The organism is Sphingobacterium siyangense (assembly GCF_007830445.1).
Taxonomy (GTDB): Bacteria; Bacteroidota; Bacteroidia; order Sphingobacteriales; family Sphingobacteriaceae; genus Sphingobacterium; species Sphingobacterium siyangense.
This window is the reverse complement of sequence record NZ_VLKR01000021.1, coordinates 36005-56304: the sequence shown is the minus strand read 5'-3', so window position 1 is coordinate 56304 and position 20300 is coordinate 36005. Positions and strand designations below refer to the sequence as shown.

Annotated in this window: 13 protein-coding genes and 5 tRNA genes; all 18 read right to left on the bottom strand. The window is 40.4% G+C overall.

What is annotated here, in order from left to right; genetic code table 11:
* Positions 1–51: 51 nt before the first annotated feature.
* A tRNA-Val gene (locus IQ31_RS17915) sits at positions 52–126 on the bottom strand.
* 35 nt (positions 127–161) lie between these two features.
* A tRNA-Val gene (locus IQ31_RS17910) sits at positions 162–236 on the bottom strand.
* A 9-nt stretch (positions 237–245) separates the two neighbouring features.
* A tRNA-Val gene (locus tag IQ31_RS17905) sits at positions 246–323 on the bottom strand.
* Between the two features lie 9 nt (positions 324–332).
* Positions 333–410 (bottom strand) — tRNA-Val (locus IQ31_RS17900).
* Positions 411–419: 9 nt separating this feature from the next.
* Positions 420–497 (bottom strand) — tRNA-Val (locus tag IQ31_RS17895).
* Between the two features lie 130 nt (positions 498–627).
* The gene (locus IQ31_RS17890) at positions 628–2697 is read right to left on the bottom strand and encodes a putative porin (RefSeq protein WP_145329008.1); all 2070 of its coding nucleotides are present in this window, start codon (positions 2695–2697) and stop codon (positions 628–630) included.
* Positions 2698–2810: 113 nt separating this feature from the next.
* Entirely contained in the window at positions 2811–3626 is an 816-nt protein-coding gene (locus IQ31_RS17885) for a purine-nucleoside phosphorylase (RefSeq protein WP_075994483.1), read from the bottom strand.
* Between the two features lie 119 nt (positions 3627–3745).
* Positions 3746–5236, bottom strand: coding sequence for a sodium:solute symporter (locus tag IQ31_RS17880; RefSeq protein WP_145329006.1), 1491 nt, complete (start codon positions 5234–5236; stop codon positions 3746–3748).
* A gap of 39 nt (positions 5237–5275) precedes the next feature.
* Positions 5276–6088, bottom strand: coding sequence for an N-acetylmuramic acid 6-phosphate etherase (gene murQ / locus IQ31_RS17875; protein WP_145329004.1), 813 nt, complete (start codon positions 6086–6088; stop codon positions 5276–5278).
* A 22-nt stretch (positions 6089–6110) separates the two neighbouring features.
* Complete coding sequence (locus tag IQ31_RS27950) at positions 6111–6746, bottom strand: polysaccharide deacetylase family protein (protein ID WP_244294527.1); 636 nt, start codon at positions 6744–6746, stop codon at positions 6111–6113.
* Positions 6747–6805: 59 nt separating this feature from the next.
* Positions 6806–8632, bottom strand: a complete 1827-nt coding sequence (locus IQ31_RS17870; RefSeq protein ID WP_237241873.1) for a glycoside hydrolase family 9 protein — start codon at positions 8630–8632, stop codon at positions 6806–6808.
* Between the two features lie 42 nt (positions 8633–8674).
* Positions 8675–10534: an outer membrane protein assembly factor BamB family protein gene (locus IQ31_RS17865; RefSeq protein ID WP_145329002.1), complete on the bottom strand. Its 1860-nt coding sequence runs from the start codon at positions 10532–10534 to the stop codon at positions 8675–8677.
* Between the two features lie 402 nt (positions 10535–10936).
* Positions 10937–11956 (bottom strand): glycosyl hydrolase family 18 protein, encoded by a 1020-nt coding sequence (locus IQ31_RS17860; protein ID WP_145329000.1) that lies wholly within the window; start codon positions 11954–11956, stop codon positions 10937–10939.
* Positions 11957–11971: 15 nt separating this feature from the next.
* Positions 11972–13555, bottom strand: a complete 1584-nt coding sequence (locus IQ31_RS17855; protein ID WP_145328998.1) for a PKD domain-containing protein — start codon at positions 13553–13555, stop codon at positions 11972–11974.
* 2 nt (positions 13556–13557) lie between these two features.
* Positions 13558–14343 carry a hypothetical protein gene (locus IQ31_RS17850; protein ID WP_145328996.1) on the bottom strand — a complete coding sequence of 262 codons (786 nt, stop codon included), beginning with the start codon at positions 14341–14343 and terminating at the stop codon, positions 13558–13560.
* Positions 14344–14350: 7 nt separating this feature from the next.
* On the bottom strand, positions 14351–15874 hold the full coding sequence (locus tag IQ31_RS17845; protein WP_145328994.1) for a SusD/RagB family nutrient-binding outer membrane lipoprotein: 1524 nt from the start codon (positions 15872–15874) through the stop codon (positions 14351–14353).
* An 11-nt stretch (positions 15875–15885) separates the two neighbouring features.
* Entirely contained in the window at positions 15886–18966 is a 3081-nt protein-coding gene (locus IQ31_RS17840) for a SusC/RagA family TonB-linked outer membrane protein (protein WP_145328992.1), read from the bottom strand.
* 51 nt (positions 18967–19017) lie between these two features.
* Complete coding sequence (locus IQ31_RS17835) at positions 19018–20262, bottom strand: exo-beta-N-acetylmuramidase NamZ family protein (RefSeq protein ID WP_244294526.1); 1245 nt, start codon at positions 20260–20262, stop codon at positions 19018–19020.
* Positions 20263–20300: the final 38 nt, after the last annotated feature.

Sequence of the window (20300 nt, the reverse complement as noted above, 5' to 3'; positions counted from 1 at the left end):
CGCATTCAGCCCATAAAAAAAAGCGTTCATGAAGAACGCTTTTTTTTATCGTGGGGATTACTGGGTTCGAACCAGTGACCCCTACCTTGTCGAGGTAGTGCTCTAAACCAGCTGAGCTAAACCCCCTAACCAAAAAAAAGCACCAATTGATGATGCTTTTGTGGAGGCTACAGGATTCGAACCTGTGACCCTCTGCTTGTAAGGCAGATGCTCTGAACCAGCTGAGCTAAGCCTCCGTTTTGGATTGGTGGAGAATACTGGATTCGAACCAGTGACCCTCTGCTTGTAAGGCAGATGCTCTGAACCAGCTGAGCTAATTCTCCGACTTTGTATGGTGGAGGCTACAGGATTCGAACCTGTGACCCTCTGCTTGTAAGGCAGATGCTCTGAACCAGCTGAGCTAAGCCTCCGTTTTGGATTGGTGGAGAATACTGGATTCGAACCAGTGACCCTCTGCTTGTAAGGCAGATGCTCTGAACCAGCTGAGCTAAGCCTCCATACTTTTTTAAAGAACGCCGTTCCCTAATTGCGTGTGCAAATATAGCTTAAAAATTCTATTCTCAAAATTATTTTATAAGATTTTATGCCTTTAATATCACAACAAGCTAAGAAACACCGAAATAATTTTTAATCATAGAACTTCCAAGAAATACCAAACCTAAAATTAGCACTATTCATCGGATAACGTCTGACCGTATAGTAACCATGCGGATAGAAGTTCTGATTTAAAAAATTATAACTCAAAAACATATTCACCCGTTGTATATTCGCTGTAATCCATAGATCCATGATTGGATATGTCGAAAACTCAATCTGTTTGTAAGCATTATAAAACTGTCCCGTCCCAATTGAATAATTCGGATTGGCATAGGGTGTGTTGAACTTTGCGTCCAGACCGATACTATAATCAATAACTTTATAAAACAGGTTACTGTAATACAAACTATGCCAGGTATACAGCTCCGGAACAGCCAGTGTGTTCTGTTGATCTGTCTTTTGATAGACCACAAGATTATCGAAGGTAAAATGGTTTAATTTAAATTTTTGTCCAACGGTTACCTTCAGCAAATTAGCTTTATCCAATTGTGTCGGAACAATCCATTTATCCTTCTTAGGATCGTTCTGTGGATTGGACAACTCTTCGAAATAGGTATAATTGTTCATCAAAAAATACTCCACCTTACCATGGAAACCAAGCATCGGATTGGCATATTGAAAACCCAGATTCTGAATTTTCGTCTTTTTAAGATCTAAATCATTCCATTTTCCGTAGGTATAATTTAAATTCTCGAAAACCATCTCCGGAGATTTGTTCTGTGAATAAGCTGACAACGTCACCTTTCCGATTTTATCCCCCATCGAGATATCCGCTTTAGCTTCATACAAGAAATCTCCAAAGTTGTGGCCAAATACGATTTGATTCGCTTTTAAACTAAAATCAAGTCGATCTGAAAACTTATACCCTAATTCACCTTTCACGATCCCGTTCTGATAAAAACGATCAAATGTTGTGCTATCCGGCAGTTTCTTCAGCGGCTGTGGATAGGCTGAAGTATTATTATAATACCGCATGGAGTCCAACTGATTCTGCTCTACCCAGTTCATGTCGTGCTGAAAAGCCAAATTCAACTTTGCCTCGTTCTTAAAGACCGACTTCCCTCTAAGAAAAAAGTTATATTCAAATTCATTGGAAACATTCGTGATCAACGTCTTATCATTGTTTAGCGCCAATGCTCTATTATTGTATGGTAATGCTGCATTTTGGTCATCCATGTTCTTGAAGAAGCTGTATGTCTGCCTTCGGATACGCGTATTATGCGCCATACTATTGGTCGGATGGATCTCCATCGTAGGCTTACCTTTATCGATCGTATCCAATCGCCCCAAATAAAGTGACTGTCTCAGGAAAAATGAATTATCCCACCATTTAGACCGAGGTATATTTGTATTACTCGCATCATAGAATTTTGGTATAAATCGGTCCGGCGATTGTCTATTTCCAGGCGCAAATGGAAGATCTTCCGTAATAGAACCATTCTCCATGGCATCCAAACGATTAAATACCCCATTGATCAACAAATTATAGCGATTATTTTTTGATTCATACCAGGATGCCACCGAAGCTTTTAAATCGGAGTAATTCTGTCCAAGGTAAAATCCATCCGTTTTGGTGGAATGGAAATCGACATTCATATTCCATTGGGAATTGATATTCTGGGCCACCCGAGCTCTAAAAACCTGATCATTAAAAAAGAATCCTACCGCAGACAATTCGGAGTACCTCGCACGGGCCCTAAAATATTGGACCGAATCGGGGTTCAATAAATAACGTTCCAATGCTGTAAAACCAGACTGAAAGCCAATGGTCTTTTTAGGCTGGAACAATAGATCCCGTGTGGCAAGCCCATAGGCTCCAAGGTTCACACTGGGATTCCAGGGTAAATTCTGCGGATTATAATATTGATAATTATGATGTGACGTATCAATCTGCCGTGTATAAGTGCCTTTTTTTAGCATATCCAACGTTGCATATCGGATATACTTTGCAGACAGGATAACAGAATCCTTCTTTCCATCCTCCTTGGCTCTCGCCGAATCCAATGCACTGCTCCAATCCTCTTTGCTCTGCGCAATAACATCCACGGAATAAATAAATAAAACACACCATGCGGCAAGTATGCGTACGATCAACTTCATCTAAAATTATATAAAAACCAAAAAAGCTAAATTCACCTGAATGAACCAATTACACTTCACCCCACACAAATCCAACAACCTTCTCCCTCACCGGTGTTACATGAAGATGCAATTTATTGCAAAGCTATTAATTCTTTCAAAATTAATGTCATTTTAGGTTCCGCTTTCTCCGCAACAGTGACAATTTCCTGCAACGAGACAGGTTTAAGTTGTTCATGAAAGCCCTCATCCGTAACAACAGAAATAGCAAATACCGGAAGAGCCATATGATTAGCGACAATAACTTCAGGAACGGTACTCATGCCCACTACATCGCCACCAATAAGCCGCATATAGCGATACTCAGCTTTTGTCTCCAAATTTGGACCTGCAGAAGAAACATAAACAACTTTTCGCGCAGCAATAGCATGTTTGGCGGCAATTTCAAGAGCCTGCTCGATCATCTTTCGGTTATAAGGCTCACTCATATCCGGAAATCGTGGTCCAAACTCAGCCAAATTTTGTCCGCGAAGCGGATTATCCGGCAATAAATTGATATGATCTTCAATAATTCCAAGGTCACCTTTTTTCACATCAGGATTCAGGGATCCTGCAGCATTGGAAACAAACAATTTCTGGACACCCAAAACCTTCATGATCCGGATCGGAAATGTAATCTGCTGCATATCATAACCTTCATAGTAATGCAACCTCCCCTGCATAGCGACCACATTGCGTCCGCTCAGCTTTCCAAAAATAAGCTTACCAGAATGAAATTCAACAGTTGAAATAGGAAAATTAGGTATATTGGAATACATCAGCTGATACTCGACTTCAATTTCATCAACCAACTTACCTAAACCAGTACCTAGGATGATACCGAATTCTGGAGCAAAATCTCCAATTTTTCTACGGATAAATTCCGTAGTCTCATTTATGCTATGATACATACGTACAGAAAAACTAAGTATATCAAACTTAACTTAATTTTTCTGTACGTACAAATCAAAATCAATACTTGTATTTACATCTTCTCACCAATGGAGAAACTTTTTATAACCAAATTACATTAATTGTGGGACAATGCTTTTTCACTTGCTTTACCTGGAGAACTGATCAAAAGCATTACAAACGTGATAAAACCATTTATAATGATCAAATCCAATCCGATAACATACGGTGTGTACACCTCAATAACATAGGTTTTAAGCAAAAATAATACGGTAGGCGAAAGCACACAGATATAGGGCACAGCCTTATCCCGCACGGCATATTTTGTGAATATTCCAAAAACGAATAAGCCCAACAAAGGTCCGTACGTATAACTCGCCGCAGTAAAGATTGCATTTACGACCGAATCATCGTTGATCAGCTTAAAGACCAAAATAACCAACAACATCACAATGGAAAAACCAAAATGCACATAGTTACGCTGTTTGATCAGCGCTGGATCATTGGGATTTTCTTTTTTATTGAAGTTTAAAAAGTCTACGCAGAAAGATGTCGTTAGGGCAGTCAGCGCACTATCTGTCGTTGCAAAAGTCGCCGCCGTCAATCCCATCATAAAAATGATCGCAGGAACAATAGCCAAGTGGTTTAATGCAATTTCTGGGTATAAATAATCACGTGTTGCCAGTTGAGTGACATCAATTCCGTTTTTGGCCGCGTAGATATACAACAAAGCACCGACAGCCAAAAAGAAAATATTAATAACCACAAATACACTTGTAAACGTAATCATGTTCTTTTGCGCCTCTTTAATGGTCCCCATCGATAAATTCTTTTGCATCAGATCCTGATCAAGCCCCGTCATTGCAATGGTCACAAAAATCCCTCCCAAGAATTGTTTCCAAAAATTTGCTTTACTGCCAACAAAATCATCCCAGAAAAAGATCTTAGAGTAGCTACTTTCTTTCACAGCCTCGAAAGTATCCACAATACCAAAATCTAATCCTTTTGCCATAAAATAAATGGAAAGAATTACTGCAGTCACTAAAAAGGTAGTCTGTAGGGTATCTGTTACAATGATCGTCTTTAAACCGCCCTTATTTGTATACATCCAGATTAACACCAAACATATAACAACCGTAATTGCGAAAGGCACATTCCAGGCATCAAAAATAAAATGCTGCAATACGATTGCGACCAGATAAAGACGAAACGCCGAACCGATCGTACGGGAAACCAAAAAAATAGCAGCACCGGTCTTGTACGTGGTGTGCCCAAAACGTTCTTCCAAATACGTATAAATGGAAGTCAAGTTCATTCTATAATAGAGCGGAAGCAATAGATAGGCAATAATGACAAAACCAACGGCGTTCCCAAGAACAAATTGAAAATAGCTAAATTCAGACGCACCGACTGCGCCGGGAACCGAGATAAAAGTTACGCCGGAGAGCGCGGTACCGATCATCCCAAAGGCGACCATATACCATTTAGAGTTCCGGTTTGCGACAAAAAAGGTAGAGTTATCGGAAGCCCCCTTCGAGGTGAAGTGAGCTACAGCAAGCAGAACTGCAAAATAGATTATTATAAAAGATAATAATATTACTGGTGACATAGTTTGTTTTTAAAATAGGTGATTTTTAGTAGGTTATACTCAATGGGTAGCCTGATAAGCTTCAATTGCCTGTCTTACATTACCAAATTGTTCAAGTAAAGCCGCTGCCTCTTCTTCAAGCGCCCCGGTTTGATCCATAATGATACGTACACCACGACCGACCAGCTTATGGTTTGACAATTGCATATCGACCATCTTATTCCCTTTTACCCTGCCCAATTGGATCATCACTGCAGTACTGAACATATTTAAAACAAGTTTCTGTGCTGTACCCGATTTCATCCGGGTAGACCCGGTAACAAATTCTGGCCCAACAATAACTTCAACCGGATACTGTGCTACTTCAGCAATCGGAGAACCCCCATTACAGACAATACATCCCGTCACAAGTCCTTTCTCGTTTGCCGTTTTTAATCCGCCAATAACATAAGGTGTGGTTCCAGAGGCCGCAATACCGATAACAACATCGTTTTCATCAATATCATACGCTTCCATATCTTTCCAGGCTTGCTCCAAATCATCTTCTGCAAATTCGACTGCTTTTCTAATTGCAGTATCACCACCAGCAATCAACCCAATGATCCATTCAAATGGAACGCCGTAAGTCGGAGGTAATTCTGACGCATCCAACACGCCCAAACGACCACTTGTACCAGCGCCGATATAAAAAGTTCGACCACCAGCCTTCATTTTCTCCACAGTCACTTTGACCAATGCTTCAATCTGAGGGATAGCCTGCTCTACAGCAAGTGGCACAGATTTATCCTCATTATTGATATTTGTCAATAACTCATGCACAGACATCTTGTCTAAATCCTGATAATTCGAATCTTTCTCCGTTGTATTTACCATTATTAGTATATATTGTATTTCTTTATTTCAATAAATCGGGCACATCCACAAGTTGATACCCTTTCCCCTTTAATATGCTAATGATATCATCCAAATGATGATACAGTTTATCTTTCCGACGATCATCGGTTCCCATGTGAATCAATATCAGAAATCCATTGAGCCCATATCGAGTTTCGTAAGACCAGAGATTGTCGAGAATCGCTGCCGACGATACATAACGAGCCCCCATTTCTGGATAAGTATAATCAGCCGCAGTCCGTATTCCTGGTGTATAATTAATCGAATGTAGACCAACTACTTTTGCCCAATCGACTGTTTCACTATTATACCATTCATAAGAAGGAATATAATAGGACAGCTGCTCTCTTTGAACGCCCACGCGTTCCAGAGCTTTCAGATTTGCCTTTAGATCCGCGACAAAAGAGTCACGTTTCACCAAAAGCAGGTCCCTACTCCCCCAGTCACTCACCAGAAGATGTTTATCCGAATGCCCCGAAATCCAATGACCATCGTTTATCATCTGATGGACATAGGATTTAAAACCCGGTGTTCTGAGATAATCTCCTGTCAGGAAAAAAGAACCTTTAACGCCGTTACGTTTTAGACTTGCCAACACCTCTCCTGTACCTTCAGATAAATCATGACCTGTAAACATCAAAGCTACCTGCCGTTTTGTCGAGTCGCCCCGGACAATAGCCCCAAAAACATCCCGTGTTACTTTTTTCCGGCCGGCTCCTCCAAGGCCTTACCTTCTTTTGAAGCCAGCAGATAAATCAACGAAGCGGTACCATCCATTGTCGGCTCATTGGTACTATAATCTCCATAGTCGTCATGATAGACCGCCAAATCACTTTGAAACTCCGCATAGCTATCTGGATTATTCAACTTGATACCGATCAGATTGCGGTACGTAGATGCCATAATGGGCCCATCAACCAAACCGCCATCGATCGGATGTTTACCCAGAAAGGTAAAAGCCGAATGCGGATCAACAGGTGTATCGCCCCACGACGGAAGACCATATACCATACTCGTGCCCCAAGGGTTCGTTCCAAACAACCAGTCAAAATTAGCCTGAGCAAGTTCATCGAAATGCGCATCTCCCGTCAATTCTTTATACCAGAGACATTGAATCGCGAAGGATACCGTTAAGTTGTTGCTACACCAAATAAAGGGAACTCCACGAAAAAATGCATTTTTTTCGGCTCTCCGATTGACTTCCTCAATCCCCTGTTTATAATAAGAAACAATCTCCTCGCGATCTTGTCCTTTTAATCCTTTTGCCAATTCATAATGCCCAAGATTAATAAAAGGGTACCACTGATAATGTGCAGCAGTATCGCTTACCATCCAAGGTGTAATCTTTTCTTGCCGTGCGTAGCCTAAGGCTTCTCGAGCAAACTTTTCTTTTTTTGTCACCGAAAACCCCATTGCAGCGGCCAACTGCATATCGTCCACCCAATTATCTTCGGCATAAATATAAGGCGATTTCACAGAAACTGTCTGTGTCACGCCTGGTTTTATATTGGCATAAGCATAGGCCGTTTCCGATTTCTTCGAAAGCAGCTTTGCATATTTACCATCCTCTTTGTCAAACAACATCGCCCCCAGGCGAAAAGCACTACTAAATTTACCAGCAGTAGAGCTCGTCCCCGTCGTATTATTCATAAACTTACCACGCTGTTGTGGTTCGCCATCGATAAAATACACCGGTCTTTCAAATCCACGACCATAATAGGGATCTTCCTTTGGCATCCGCATGCTTGCATGGTCCCGGTCATCACCAATCTGGTTGTACATCTGATTGGCTTTAGGATGCATTTTCAACAACCAATCCAGGCCCCATTTTGCTTCATCCAGTACATCGGCACGACCGTTTTTTCCGTCAAGACCATTTGCTTGCTTTAGATCACCAAATACCTTTGGAAAATCGCGGTAAGCCGCTAGCAGATGAAATGTCGCATTTGCCGACGTAGTCGCATATTGCAAATAATCAGAAGCATCATGCCAACCTCCGCCAGCATCGATGCGGGAGCTATCGGGAATACCAACCTTTCCTGCATAAAGCGCAAACCCATCGTGTGTGTGGCAGCTATCTTTCAGAAAAGGGTTGAACAATGTCCGTTGTTGCCGCATATAACGCAGTACAAAATCGGCCGCTCCTTTGTAAACGTCCCGAGCAATTCGGAATGTTGGAGACTTCACATCTCCAGCCTGAATAAAAAAGCGTCCTGTATCCTGCATAGAAGAGAAATCCAAACGAAAGCTCTGAACAAAAGGACCATAAGCCCCATAATCTTTTCCGACAGGATGCACATACACTGTTTTACCCGTTTGTGCGTTTTTAATTTCAAAAGAACGAAGCTGCCTGATTGATTTCCCGCCCCATACCGCGACCTTCTTGCCCGCCGGGGTATAGCCCAATTGGTTTATTCTAATCCAAGCATTTTGCTGTGCTTTCGCAAAGTTACAAACAAAACATGCAAAAACAAGCAAAAAAGCTTGACGTAAATTTAAGAAGTTTAGACATTTTTTTATCATATCAAGGCATTTATTTTCAAAAAGATCAATTCAATCGATTGCTTAAAACTCTAATGAAACTATTTTGCCATCCATCGTACTCGCTATCACCTTGTTTCGGCCGTTTAGCGCAACAGGATTAACCATTCCATTGGATATTTTATATTGCCATACTACCGCGCCTGTTTTTGCGTCAACCCCGGATAGCAAACCCGAATGACTCGGCACAAATACCAATTTGCCATTGGAGGTAATTGCAGAAGGCGTCAATTCGTAGGGCAATTTAAGTTTGGACTTCCAGGCAACATCCATACGATCACCAGCAACCGAAATACCTAAAAGATCCCCATCCATCGTCTTCACATAAACCAATTTATGATCTGCAGCCAACCCCATAGACTCGCGCACCCGAATGGTATCTTTCTTTTCCCGCCAGATGACCGCACCGTTCTTCGCATCCAGTGCTGTCATAAAACGATCCGGTGCAACTACAAAAACACGATTGTTTACCCCCACCGGATTGCATGCCGCAGCAGAAAACATCCGATTGGCCTGTCCATTATTCCACTCCCACGAAAGCTTACCCGTTTTGGCATCCAAAGCATAGAATCCATTGCTCCAGGAACCAAAAATTACATTCCCCAAATAATACGTTGGCAGCGTCGATACAAATCCTTTGACCTGGTCAAAACTCCACTTTACAGCTCCCGTCTTGATGTCCAGCGCTCTAAACTTACCATCCGAGCCACCGATAAAAGCCACGCCATCATGTAGCAAGGGTGAACCCAAAACCGCCTTCTCAGTCTCCACCTTCCACAACAACTTGCCATTACCGGCATCTACCGCATAAATTGCATGATCCGATGATCCCGCCACGACAATCCCTTTCCACACAGCAGGCGTAGAATAAACTTTACCGCCGGTACGGTATGCCCATAGCTTTTTGCCAGTTTTTAAGTCAAGCGCAAAGATATCGCCCGCGGTATTTGATGTAATCACGCTATTTTTGTAAACGGCTAGTCCCGCCCCGATATCGCTGGCGTCTTCAAACGTCCAATTAACTTTAACCTGGTCCGCATATTTTGCGTTCACAGCATAACTTGGTCTCAGGTAGCTTATCGTTTCATTTTCATAATGATGCTCGAACATTGGAACAACAACCCAAGGTTTCTCCTGCATTCCTACACCGGGATTACGCTCTTGATAACTGGCTTTGCCATCGGCGATGGTCACAATATTATAACCCCCAACCGCTTTATTCGCACGCAGATTAGACCGTCCCATCACCCCCGGAATTCCTTCCCAATCGTATAATTTATTGGCATGACCATGCCCACAAAGCGCCAACTGGACATTCCGCGTTTTAACTCTTTTCAGTGCGTCAAACCAGTTATTTAACGATGAATCCTGTGGATAATGATTAATATAGATCAATGGTAGCTGTTTATCCGGATTCGCTGCAAAAATGGAATCCATCCAAACCAGGTTTTCCCGAGGAATTTGACCAGGACTCATGCGCATATTGGGCCCTGAATTGGTTCCAATGAATGCGTTGCCTTTATGCTTAAAGAAAAAGGTTTCGCCACCAAAAACGGTGCGAAACGTGTTGGCTCCATTTTCAGACCAATTGCCATCGTGATTTCCCGGGATAACATACCAGGGCAACTGCAGACTATCTAAGATCCGCTTCGCAAGCTTTAATTCATGATCAGCACCAAACTCAGTGATATCTCCAGAAAGTATAACGAAATCAATATCTTTCAATGTATTCAGGTCCTTTACAGTACGTCGCAGATCTTCCTCTCCTGTTGCACCGCCAACATGTGTATCTGTTACGTGGGCAAACTTAAAGGACTGCTGTGCTATCGCAACGTTAAAAACGCACAATAATGCAGTAAAAAAGGGGATAATCGGAAGTCTCATGCGTAATGTTTTCTTAAAAATAGCGTTTTTATGCGCAACAATAAAATAAAAATGCGTTTTTATGCATTACATATTTGAGAAAAAAACTCAAACAAAGAAAAATACTATAAAAAGCCCTGCAATTTGAAACTACAGGGCTCATATTAAGCCTATAGAAAGAAAGCGATCATGCAGTCGTTTACGCACTACTACGCTAAACATAGTTCACAATCTAAGCTTGACGAACCGCAGTCACAATAGCTCCTTACCTGACAGCATGCCGATTTGTTCCATTGTGAACAACAATAAACTCTTTCATCTAGCCTATATTGGTATTGAAATCCATTTTTGACAGTGTATTCTGGCAACGAAGATCACCTCAATGCGAAAAGGAGAGTAAGCTCATTAACCAACACATAATCACTATTCTATAAACAAAGAAGCTGCTTTAATCAACGAATCATTTCCACTCGCGTCTTGATTGATCTCCCAATACATTAATCCATTAGCCCGTTCTTTAGCTAAACCTACTTTCTGTTTTAATGTATTTAAACCATTATAATAATAAATAACATTAGCCAAAGTATATGAGTCTTCATCCGGATTAGCCCCATTGGACAGCAATGTACCAAAGTTAATCGCGTTATTATTAACATCTTTACCATATAAAGGGATCCCTAAAACTGATTTTTCCTTCGGCAAGCCTTTATCATTTTGCCAAGCATCAAGAACCTTGAGTGCAATCGTGTAAGTTGAGTGATGATTTAGAGATGCTGGATCCAACCCTCTCGCATCATAAGCCATCAGATTCACAAAATCGACCTGATCAATTACCTCCTCTGTAATCCCCTCTTTTATTGGCCCTGCATACAAGCCTGCCGTCACGGCAATACTTAAATATTTATGCAACGCATGGAGCTTAGTAGCCAATTCTTTCACTAAGTATGTATTTGTTACGTCGCTACCTTCTGCAGCCGAAGGATACTCCCAATCTAAATCTACCCCATCTAATTTATAAGTCCTTACAAACTGTACAACATTCTCCACAAACACTTTACGGATTGTCGCATCCGCAGCAAGAGTACGATAAATAGCGGCATCCCCACCCAATGAAATCGCTACTTTGGCACCACGTTCTTTTGCTAGATTTTTTAACCCTACAAATCTACTAACATTCGTCAGTGCCGTCAGAGAACCGTCGGTTTTTGGATATAAGAATGCAAAATGCACATGTGTTAACATGCTAAATTTCACACTATCTACAGTAGCCGGATCTGTATTTGCATAGCAGTATCCGATATTCTTAAAACTCACATCTGAAACATAGTCGCCTGTAGGCCCTTCTTCAGTCTCTATACCATAGTTATCCGGGACTTTATTTATTTCCTTTTTACAAGAAACCAGTCCAGCAGCTACAATAAGGCTTAATATCAATCTTTTCATGTCTTGAAATTTACACTATCTTTTTACATAATCCATCGCTATACCATATGGAATATAGCCCTTTAAAAGGAATTCAGCTTGTTTAGAACCATCCAGTTTATAACGCTTTATACCAGAATTTGCTCCAGTGCCAATCACGCTTCCAGTTGTCCCTACATCAGTAGATGAACGATATCCATAATACAAATAACCAGCTATATTTCTATCGATTGCCAACGAAGTGATCAAAGCAATTTCTGTCCCCGACCCCTCTATTGAGAAACCTTCTAACTCATCGATCAACTGTATACTAGAACCATCCAAATTTGATCGATACAATCCGGTTTGATAACTGCCAGAAGCATTATTTAAGACGAAGTAGATTTTACTATTCACTTGATCCACAATAAAATTCCGAATACTAAAGTTATCAAATGCGCTTAAGCGGCTTATAAAAGTATTTGTACTCAAATTAAATTTATAGAGCCCCTTACCATTTGCCTGTTTCGAATACCAAAGTTCTGAACCAACAATCTGAACCCCACCATCAATCCAATTATAGACAGAAGAAACGCCTGCATTGGCTGCAACAATACCCATGCGCTGAGTAGTCGGCAATGTAATGTTATCTGATGTCACAGAAATGCCGAATATATTAAAGTTTCGGCCAGTATAAAACAACATAGCGGAAGCAGAGTCAATAACAAAATTGAATGGATCATACTGATAACCAGAAGTAGTAGACACAGTATTACGACCTAGCACCTTCTCATTTTCTCCTTTAAGATCGACCGAGAAAATCCGTCCGTCACCTGCTGCTGTAGCGAAATAGATATTATTTCCTGCATCAGAAATATACACCCTATTATTAAAAACCTGCATTGCCATTGGGTGCACCCCTAAAGAAACATTGTACCCATCTAACGTAGGTATACTTTTCTCTTTAAATGCGTACCGAAACAGCTTTCCTGTTTTAACATCCGTAAAATACAACGATTGCGCAAGTTCCCCCATTACTTGAACTGTAACTTCAGTAGAAAGCGACTCCTCTCCATCATTAATCGTCAGCCTAACGATATGCTCTCCTTCTGTCTGAAACATCACAACGGGATTTGCTTCGGTCGACGTTCCACCCTCCCCAAAATCCCATGCATACGTGAGTGTCTTACCCGGATAAGCAAAAGCTTCAACAGAAAAGCCCACCTTCAAATAAACACCTATATTCTCTGGGACTACGATCTTTGGTTGCATCTTAGTAACCACCAACGTTTTCGTTAATGACTCAGATTTTTCGCCTTGCCAAGCTGTCAATTTAACTTCATATGTCCCCGGAACCTCGTAATACAAGGTATCAGGAACTATCTGACTTGACGAGCTAATATCCGTAGGATTACCATCCTTAGAAATACTTTGAGCATCTTGAAAATCCCATTGATACTTATCAGAATATTTTGAACGGTTAATTAAAACAACCTTAGCCGGAGCGGTAACATTTCCACTAGGAAAATCAAAATTGACCGCATAATTTCCGGCGGGATCTATATAAGAAACCGTATCTTTATTACAACTAAAGACAGTCAGCAATAATAGAATTATAAAAAAAATATTACACTTTTTCATAGCTACAGATTCGTTTGAAAGTTTCGCGTAACAGAACGAGAAGCCCCTGTCGCGGTATAAACATTAGTTACAATATCAACATGAAAGGTACCTGACTTGGCACAGCTCGCCAAGACAATCGACAACATCTTTTTCGTCAGTGTTGACTTGAGATTATTAATTCCGGCCTGTGTTAAATCATAAACCCCTCCAGAAGTAAAATCCGTTGAAGGTGCATCAGGATACAACAACCTGTAATCATCTGCCTTAATACGATAAGCTAAGATTGATTTCAACACTTCAAAATCCACATCTTTTAAATTCTCTATCAAAGTATTATCATTAGGATAATGACCTTCATTTAATTCAAATGGGTACTTAGCCCTAACAATGTAATTATTGGTAACCGTTTCAAAATAAGCATTCAATTGATCGTTATCATTCTTAATAGAAAACCAAGGTACTTTATTTAAAATAGTATCTGTCACGACCAATGTTGATGCTGACGATTCCAAATCATTCGTATTTAATACTGTTCCCTTTTGCAAGGTTAGATTAACACCAAATTTCTGTACGACCGTCTCCGTCATTTCTAAGGACGAAATTTTATCATCACGTTGCCATGTTGATGCTGTCACCGTCAAGGTATCTCCAAACACGGGTTTATTAATATCATAAGAAACATTTAACATAGCGACATACTGTCCATTTGTTTCACCTAAATCCCCAATAGGATCATTTCTTTTGCAACTCACAACAGAGACTGCACCAAGCAAATAAAGAAGAGTTTTGAATATATAAGACTTCATATTATTTCTATTTTAAAGTTGATTTTTCCGCCCACCATACAGGATTAAAACACCAATCACGCGCAGTAGCCCCCAATCGAGCGATTTCCTGTGGATTATAGACATATTCCGTTTGCGGATCGTATGGGAATCGTTGGATATTACGCCCCCCCCACTCTTTTAACGCATTTTTCGGATAATAAACCCCAGGATAAGCAGTAGCACTGTAATTGTACCTTCTCATATCAACCCACGTTTCACTCTGTAGATACAAAGCCAACCATTTTTGCATCATAATATCCGAGATTTTCAACTCTCCAGCATCCTGCGGGACTTTCGAGGAACTTAGATAATTCAATGATTCCCCGTCAGCTATTCCCAACCTACTAAAATTGATCTTCACTCCCTGCTTCCAAGCTTCAAACGCTGCTGTTGCATTACCTTTATAAAATTCAGCTTCAGCTTTTATAAAGTAAAGTTCTTCCTTCAAAATAAAAGGATATGGTGATTTATCCGCCGTCCAAAAACCTCCGGTCAAAGTTGCAAAATCCTTATAAGTAGTTCCGGTCGGCAGGTTCAAATCCGACAGCCCCTCTGACTCTTTGGCTCCTAAATATTTTTTATTCTCCCCAGGTGTCGTTAACGCATAAAGTCTAGGGTCATATTTTCCTGCCACAGCATCTATGGTTAATGCATTCATCAAAAAATCCGTTGGCAAAGAATTCGCACTAATATTTTTTATATCAGCAAATTGCCATTCTGGCTGTGCCGCAGTTTCACCCCAAAGATTTTTCTCCCACAAATCCGAACTCGATTCCGGATACTTAATCATAGCATCATCAAAGTTTGACAATGCTATATTTACATTACTGATAACAGCATCATAATTATTTGTAAAATTAGCTGTGTGCAGCAACATCCTGGATTTAACGGCAAATGCAAATGCTTTCCATTTTTGCAAATCTCCCGCATACACCAAATCAGAAGCCGAATTCATAACGAGAGATTTATTACTCTCTTGATCCAAGGCCGCCACTCCTTCATCCAATAAATTGGCTATTCCAGCATATATAGTTTCTTGCGTATCATATTTGGGGTAATATGAGCCTGAATAGGCCTCCGTGAAAGGCATATCTCCAAAACTATCCGTTGCAGTTAGATATGAAAATGCCAGCATAATCTTAGCAACACCCAAATAATTAGTAGAACCTTCCTCTATCGCCCTCTCAATCAATCCGTTTACATTAGATCCAACATCATAGTAATGCCATCTCCAGGCTCCCATCCGTGTTATACTGTTATAGTTCCAAGTATCTTCTATCGCCCTCGTACTTCCCAAACGGTTTGTAAAATAATAACTATGGTAAACCGAGAATCGTGCGTGCGAATACAGATGATATGCCATGTTGCCCAAAACTCCCGGAAGGCGTAAATTGGACGAGGTTGTCACAGGTTGCACCGGATTAGTATTAATATCCAACTTGTCACTACATGCAGCGAATGCACTCGTAACCAGCAACATTGCGAAAATATTTTTTATAGACTTATTCATAATTAATCAACTTAAAATGTGAAGTTTATACCAAAAGAATAGGACTTAGGCAATGGTATGGCCCCATAATCAACCCCCATAGTACTTGCACCCGTCCCTCCCGCATTGGGACCAGCACTATTTACTTCAGGGTCTCCACCAGAATAATTGGTAAAAATTAATGGATTCTGCGCAGAAAATTCAAGCGCAACATTACCGAGCTTATAACGATTGGTAAAGGCTTTCGGTAAATTATAACTCAAGGTCACATAACGTAATCTCGCCCAATTGACCTTCTCTATAAAATTTGTTCCTACAGCAGCATAATTATTCACAAAATAATTATAATCCAACGTCACTGACTTCGCGTTTTTCACGTATGACCCATCAGCCTGTTCAACAACACCATCAAACACAAATTCCTTATCTCTCCATTCACCAATATCATAGGCAATACCTGAAGACATCATCTGTTGACGAGAAGCATTTAAAATATCTCCGCCAAATCTGAAATCCCAAAGGAATGATAAACTGAAGCTTTTATAGCGAAAATTATTGATCCAACCGATATTAAACTCTGGCTCTCTATTCCCAATATAAGTTTCACCACTTTCTATTACAGGCAATCCATCCTCTCCGACTATTACATACCCCTCTTCAGTACGTTTATAATCTGTCCCAACAATCCCTAAAACAGGCTCACCTAACACAGAAGCTGCCTTCCCCGCAGATAATTGCGCATTAGTATAGGGAAAAGTCGTAATCTGCCCAGGAAATTCTAACATTTTAGAATTGTTTTTCCAGGCATTGACCGTTGATTTCCATTCAAAATTTTCCTTTTTGACCGGACTCCCTGACACTGATACTTCAATACCTTTATTACGCAAGCTACCTGCATTAAATGTTTGAATAACATACCCTGTAGGCAAAGGCACCCGAGCTGTAATAATCTGGTCAATAGATTTTTTATTATAATAGGCGAAATCCACACTAAGCCTATTTTTCAACATGCGCAGTTCAGTCCCGATTTCAAACTCTGTCGTTCTTTCAGGCTTAAGATATGGATTTCCTCCTGTACTATTAATAATAAAACCACCTCCTAACCCTGGATTCTGGATTAAATTGGTATTTGTAGCATATATTGGGGCATCTTTACCGACCTTTGCATAGCTAACCCGCAATTTTCCATACCAATCATTTTTATTTTCAAACAGCTCAGAATAAGTAAAGCTCCCCGAATAAGAAGGTGAAAAGAATTGTCTATTTTCTTCTGACAAAGTAGAAGTCCAATCATTTCTTCCCGTAATCCCCAAAGTTAAAAGGTTTCTATATTCCAAACGGAAATCACCATATAAGGCATACCTTCTTCGACGAGGATTAGATTCAGTTGTCTTAAGTACTGTCGGATCAATATTGTTTATAGAAACTAAATCCGGATTTAGAAAGCCCGTTCCGCTCTGGGCGATTGATTTTGCCTCGTAATATTCTTCTGTACCTCCCAACAGCAAAGTCGTTCTAAAATCTTCCAAGAATTTGCGATCAAAAGTCGCGTTTAACATCTGTGTAAAATTCTTGTAATTTCCATTAGATTGTGAAATATACCCTGTATAATTTTCACCCGGAGTACCTGGCTTAACAGCGTATTTATAGCTTTGATTAAAATAATCCTGTCCAATTCGATAATTCAAGTTAATCCAATTCAAAGGTTTATAGACCAAATTACCGTTTATAACAGTCCGCTCAGTATTATTAAACCGAGGGTTATTCATCACCGACCACATCGGCGAGATAATTGCTTCGTTTTCCTTTCCTGTTTCAAAATAAGCGTAATGCGGATCACCATTCTCATACTGATAATCCAAAATATCATAAGCCAATGGATAGCGTAGAATACTATTGATCCACCCCCCCGAGCTACCACCAACAAGCCCCTCTTTCAAATTATTTTTTATATAATTTGCCGAAGCAGTCAGTTCCAAATTACTTAGCAATTTCGCAGTACCTTTTATTAAATACGAAAATTTATCATTGTCGGTGTTAGGAATCATAGAACCTTGATTCCTATAATTTCCAGACATATAATAATTGAATTTGTCTGCCCCTCCGTTAACATTGAATACCGCATCGTGCGTCACTCCGGTTTGAAAAAAACGCTCTAAATTATCGTAAATAGCTTCATCGGACCTAAATTTCCGTCCCCAGGAAGAAGTAGTTGCTTGGCTATATGTCCCCCCAGTCCCTGTTGTATAAATATTTTGTTGACGTGGAAGCCTCCCCATTGTCTCAACAAATGCCTTATATCCAGCATTAATCTGCATAACGCCTGCTTTGCCTTTTTTTGTCGTAATTACAATAGCTCCAGAAGCGGCATCAATACCATAAAGAGCTGCAGCCGCGGCCCCTTTTAAAATCGAAATATCTTCAATATCATCCGGATTAAAATCCGCAAGTCTATTTACACTACCATTAATCGACGCATTACTGACACGAATACCATCAATAATCATCAGAGGTTGATTATCTCCAGATAAGGAAGTAGACCCTCTTAATATGATTTCAGATGGCAAACCTGGAGATCCTCCGGACGATGATATCTGCGCCCCAGCGACTTGTCCCTGCAATGCATTCACGATATTACCTTGATTTGATTTTCTTAAATCATCTCCGGTAACTTTTTGTACGGAATAAGTCAGATTTTTCTTTGAGCGCTCAATACCCAAAGCGGTTACAACCACTTCATCCAATGTTTGTTGATCACCGACCAACGTCACATTCAACAAGTTCGAAGTCACTGGAACCTCGCGTGTTACATATCCCACAGATGAAAAACGTAACTTGCTCCCCACGGCAGCTGTAATCTTAAAATGTCCTTGAGCATCGGTCTTTGTTGACGCATTACCACCAACCACAGACACGCTTACTTCAGAGACTGGACCTTTTCCATCCGTTACAGTACCTTGCACCGTATTTTGAATCGCACTTTTTGCAGAAGAACTTAAAAGAACATTGGTTAAATTATCGCTCTTCAAAGTACCTTCCTTTTTTGTAAAAGAATAGGATTCAGAAGGAAAACTCAAGCCAAAAGCAACAGAAAATAGTACAAATTTCCGCATTGATTATAGAGTTTTAAAATAAATGATTCTAGTTAATATTGTTAGTTATTGCTATTCAAAATCAGTATATAACAAATACTTTTTACGCATTTGCTTATAAGCTTTCAAGTCATCAGACCAAGAAGCACGAATCTGCGCTTCGGATTCACCGGCAAGAATCTGTTTGCGCAACTGATCCGTACCTGCCAGCTTATCAAAAAAATCAGGCCGCGCAAAGAAAGTCGACTTATCCGGTGTCTTTTGGTAAAAATCCAACAGATATTTTAAGGTGAATTTTTGCTTTTCCGGTTCCAAATCTCGTAAGTCTATACCATAATTCGTTGCACCTTTTCCCTCAACATGTTTAGTCATTCCATGGCGGTCACCAGGGGTAAACATAAAATTGCCATACACAGGATTTGTATATCCCAAGATTTGGAACGGCCAGTCTGTCCCCCGTCCAACGGAAATATCCGTACCTTCAAACAGACAAAGCGAAAGGTATAAACGAACAGAAAGAGAATTAGGCAAACTTGGAGACGGAACCACAGGCAAGTCATACGGCATGCTGTGATCCCAATTTTGAACCGTTACAATCTGTATATCAGCTTGACGTCCATTTTCCAGCCAATGCTCTCCATTGATCATCTGCGCAAGTTCACCAATGGTCAAGCCATGGATCATCGCTATTTTATGCCAAGAAACATCGGATTTAAACTTATCATCATTCCTTACTGGGCCGTCGACCTGATCTCCATTTGGATTTGGGCGATCTAATACAATTAATTTCTTGTTATGTTTTGCACAAAGCTCCATCACACGATGTAAGGAAGTGATATAAGTGTAAAAACGCGCTCCGACATCCTGTAGATCGAAAATCATAACATCGATGGAATTGACAATCGAATCCTGTTTCTTATTTCCCCCATATAATGTAAATAGCGGTAAACCTGTTTTCTGATCAATATCATTTCCAAACTTCTCGCCACGTTCTACATTCCCCCGAAATCCATGTTCAGGAGCAAAAGCAAATTTTAAATCTACTTTATTCTCGAGCAAGACGTCCACAAGATGCCTTTTATCGGGCCCAACAATGGAAGTCTGATTTCCCATGATCCCAACTTTTTTACCTTTTAACTGGGGTAGATACAAAGCAAGTTGATCTGCACCCGGCACGACAGCTTTGCTCGTTACATCAGCTACAATGCTGTTCCCTGCACTTTTATTACCTTGTACAGACTTCAAAGAATTCCCACAAGAAACAAAAACAACAATAGAAACCAAAAAAGACAGCTTTAATAAGGCATTTTTCATCATAAATAGACTTTTAGCTCATGCACAAATGCAGTTTTATG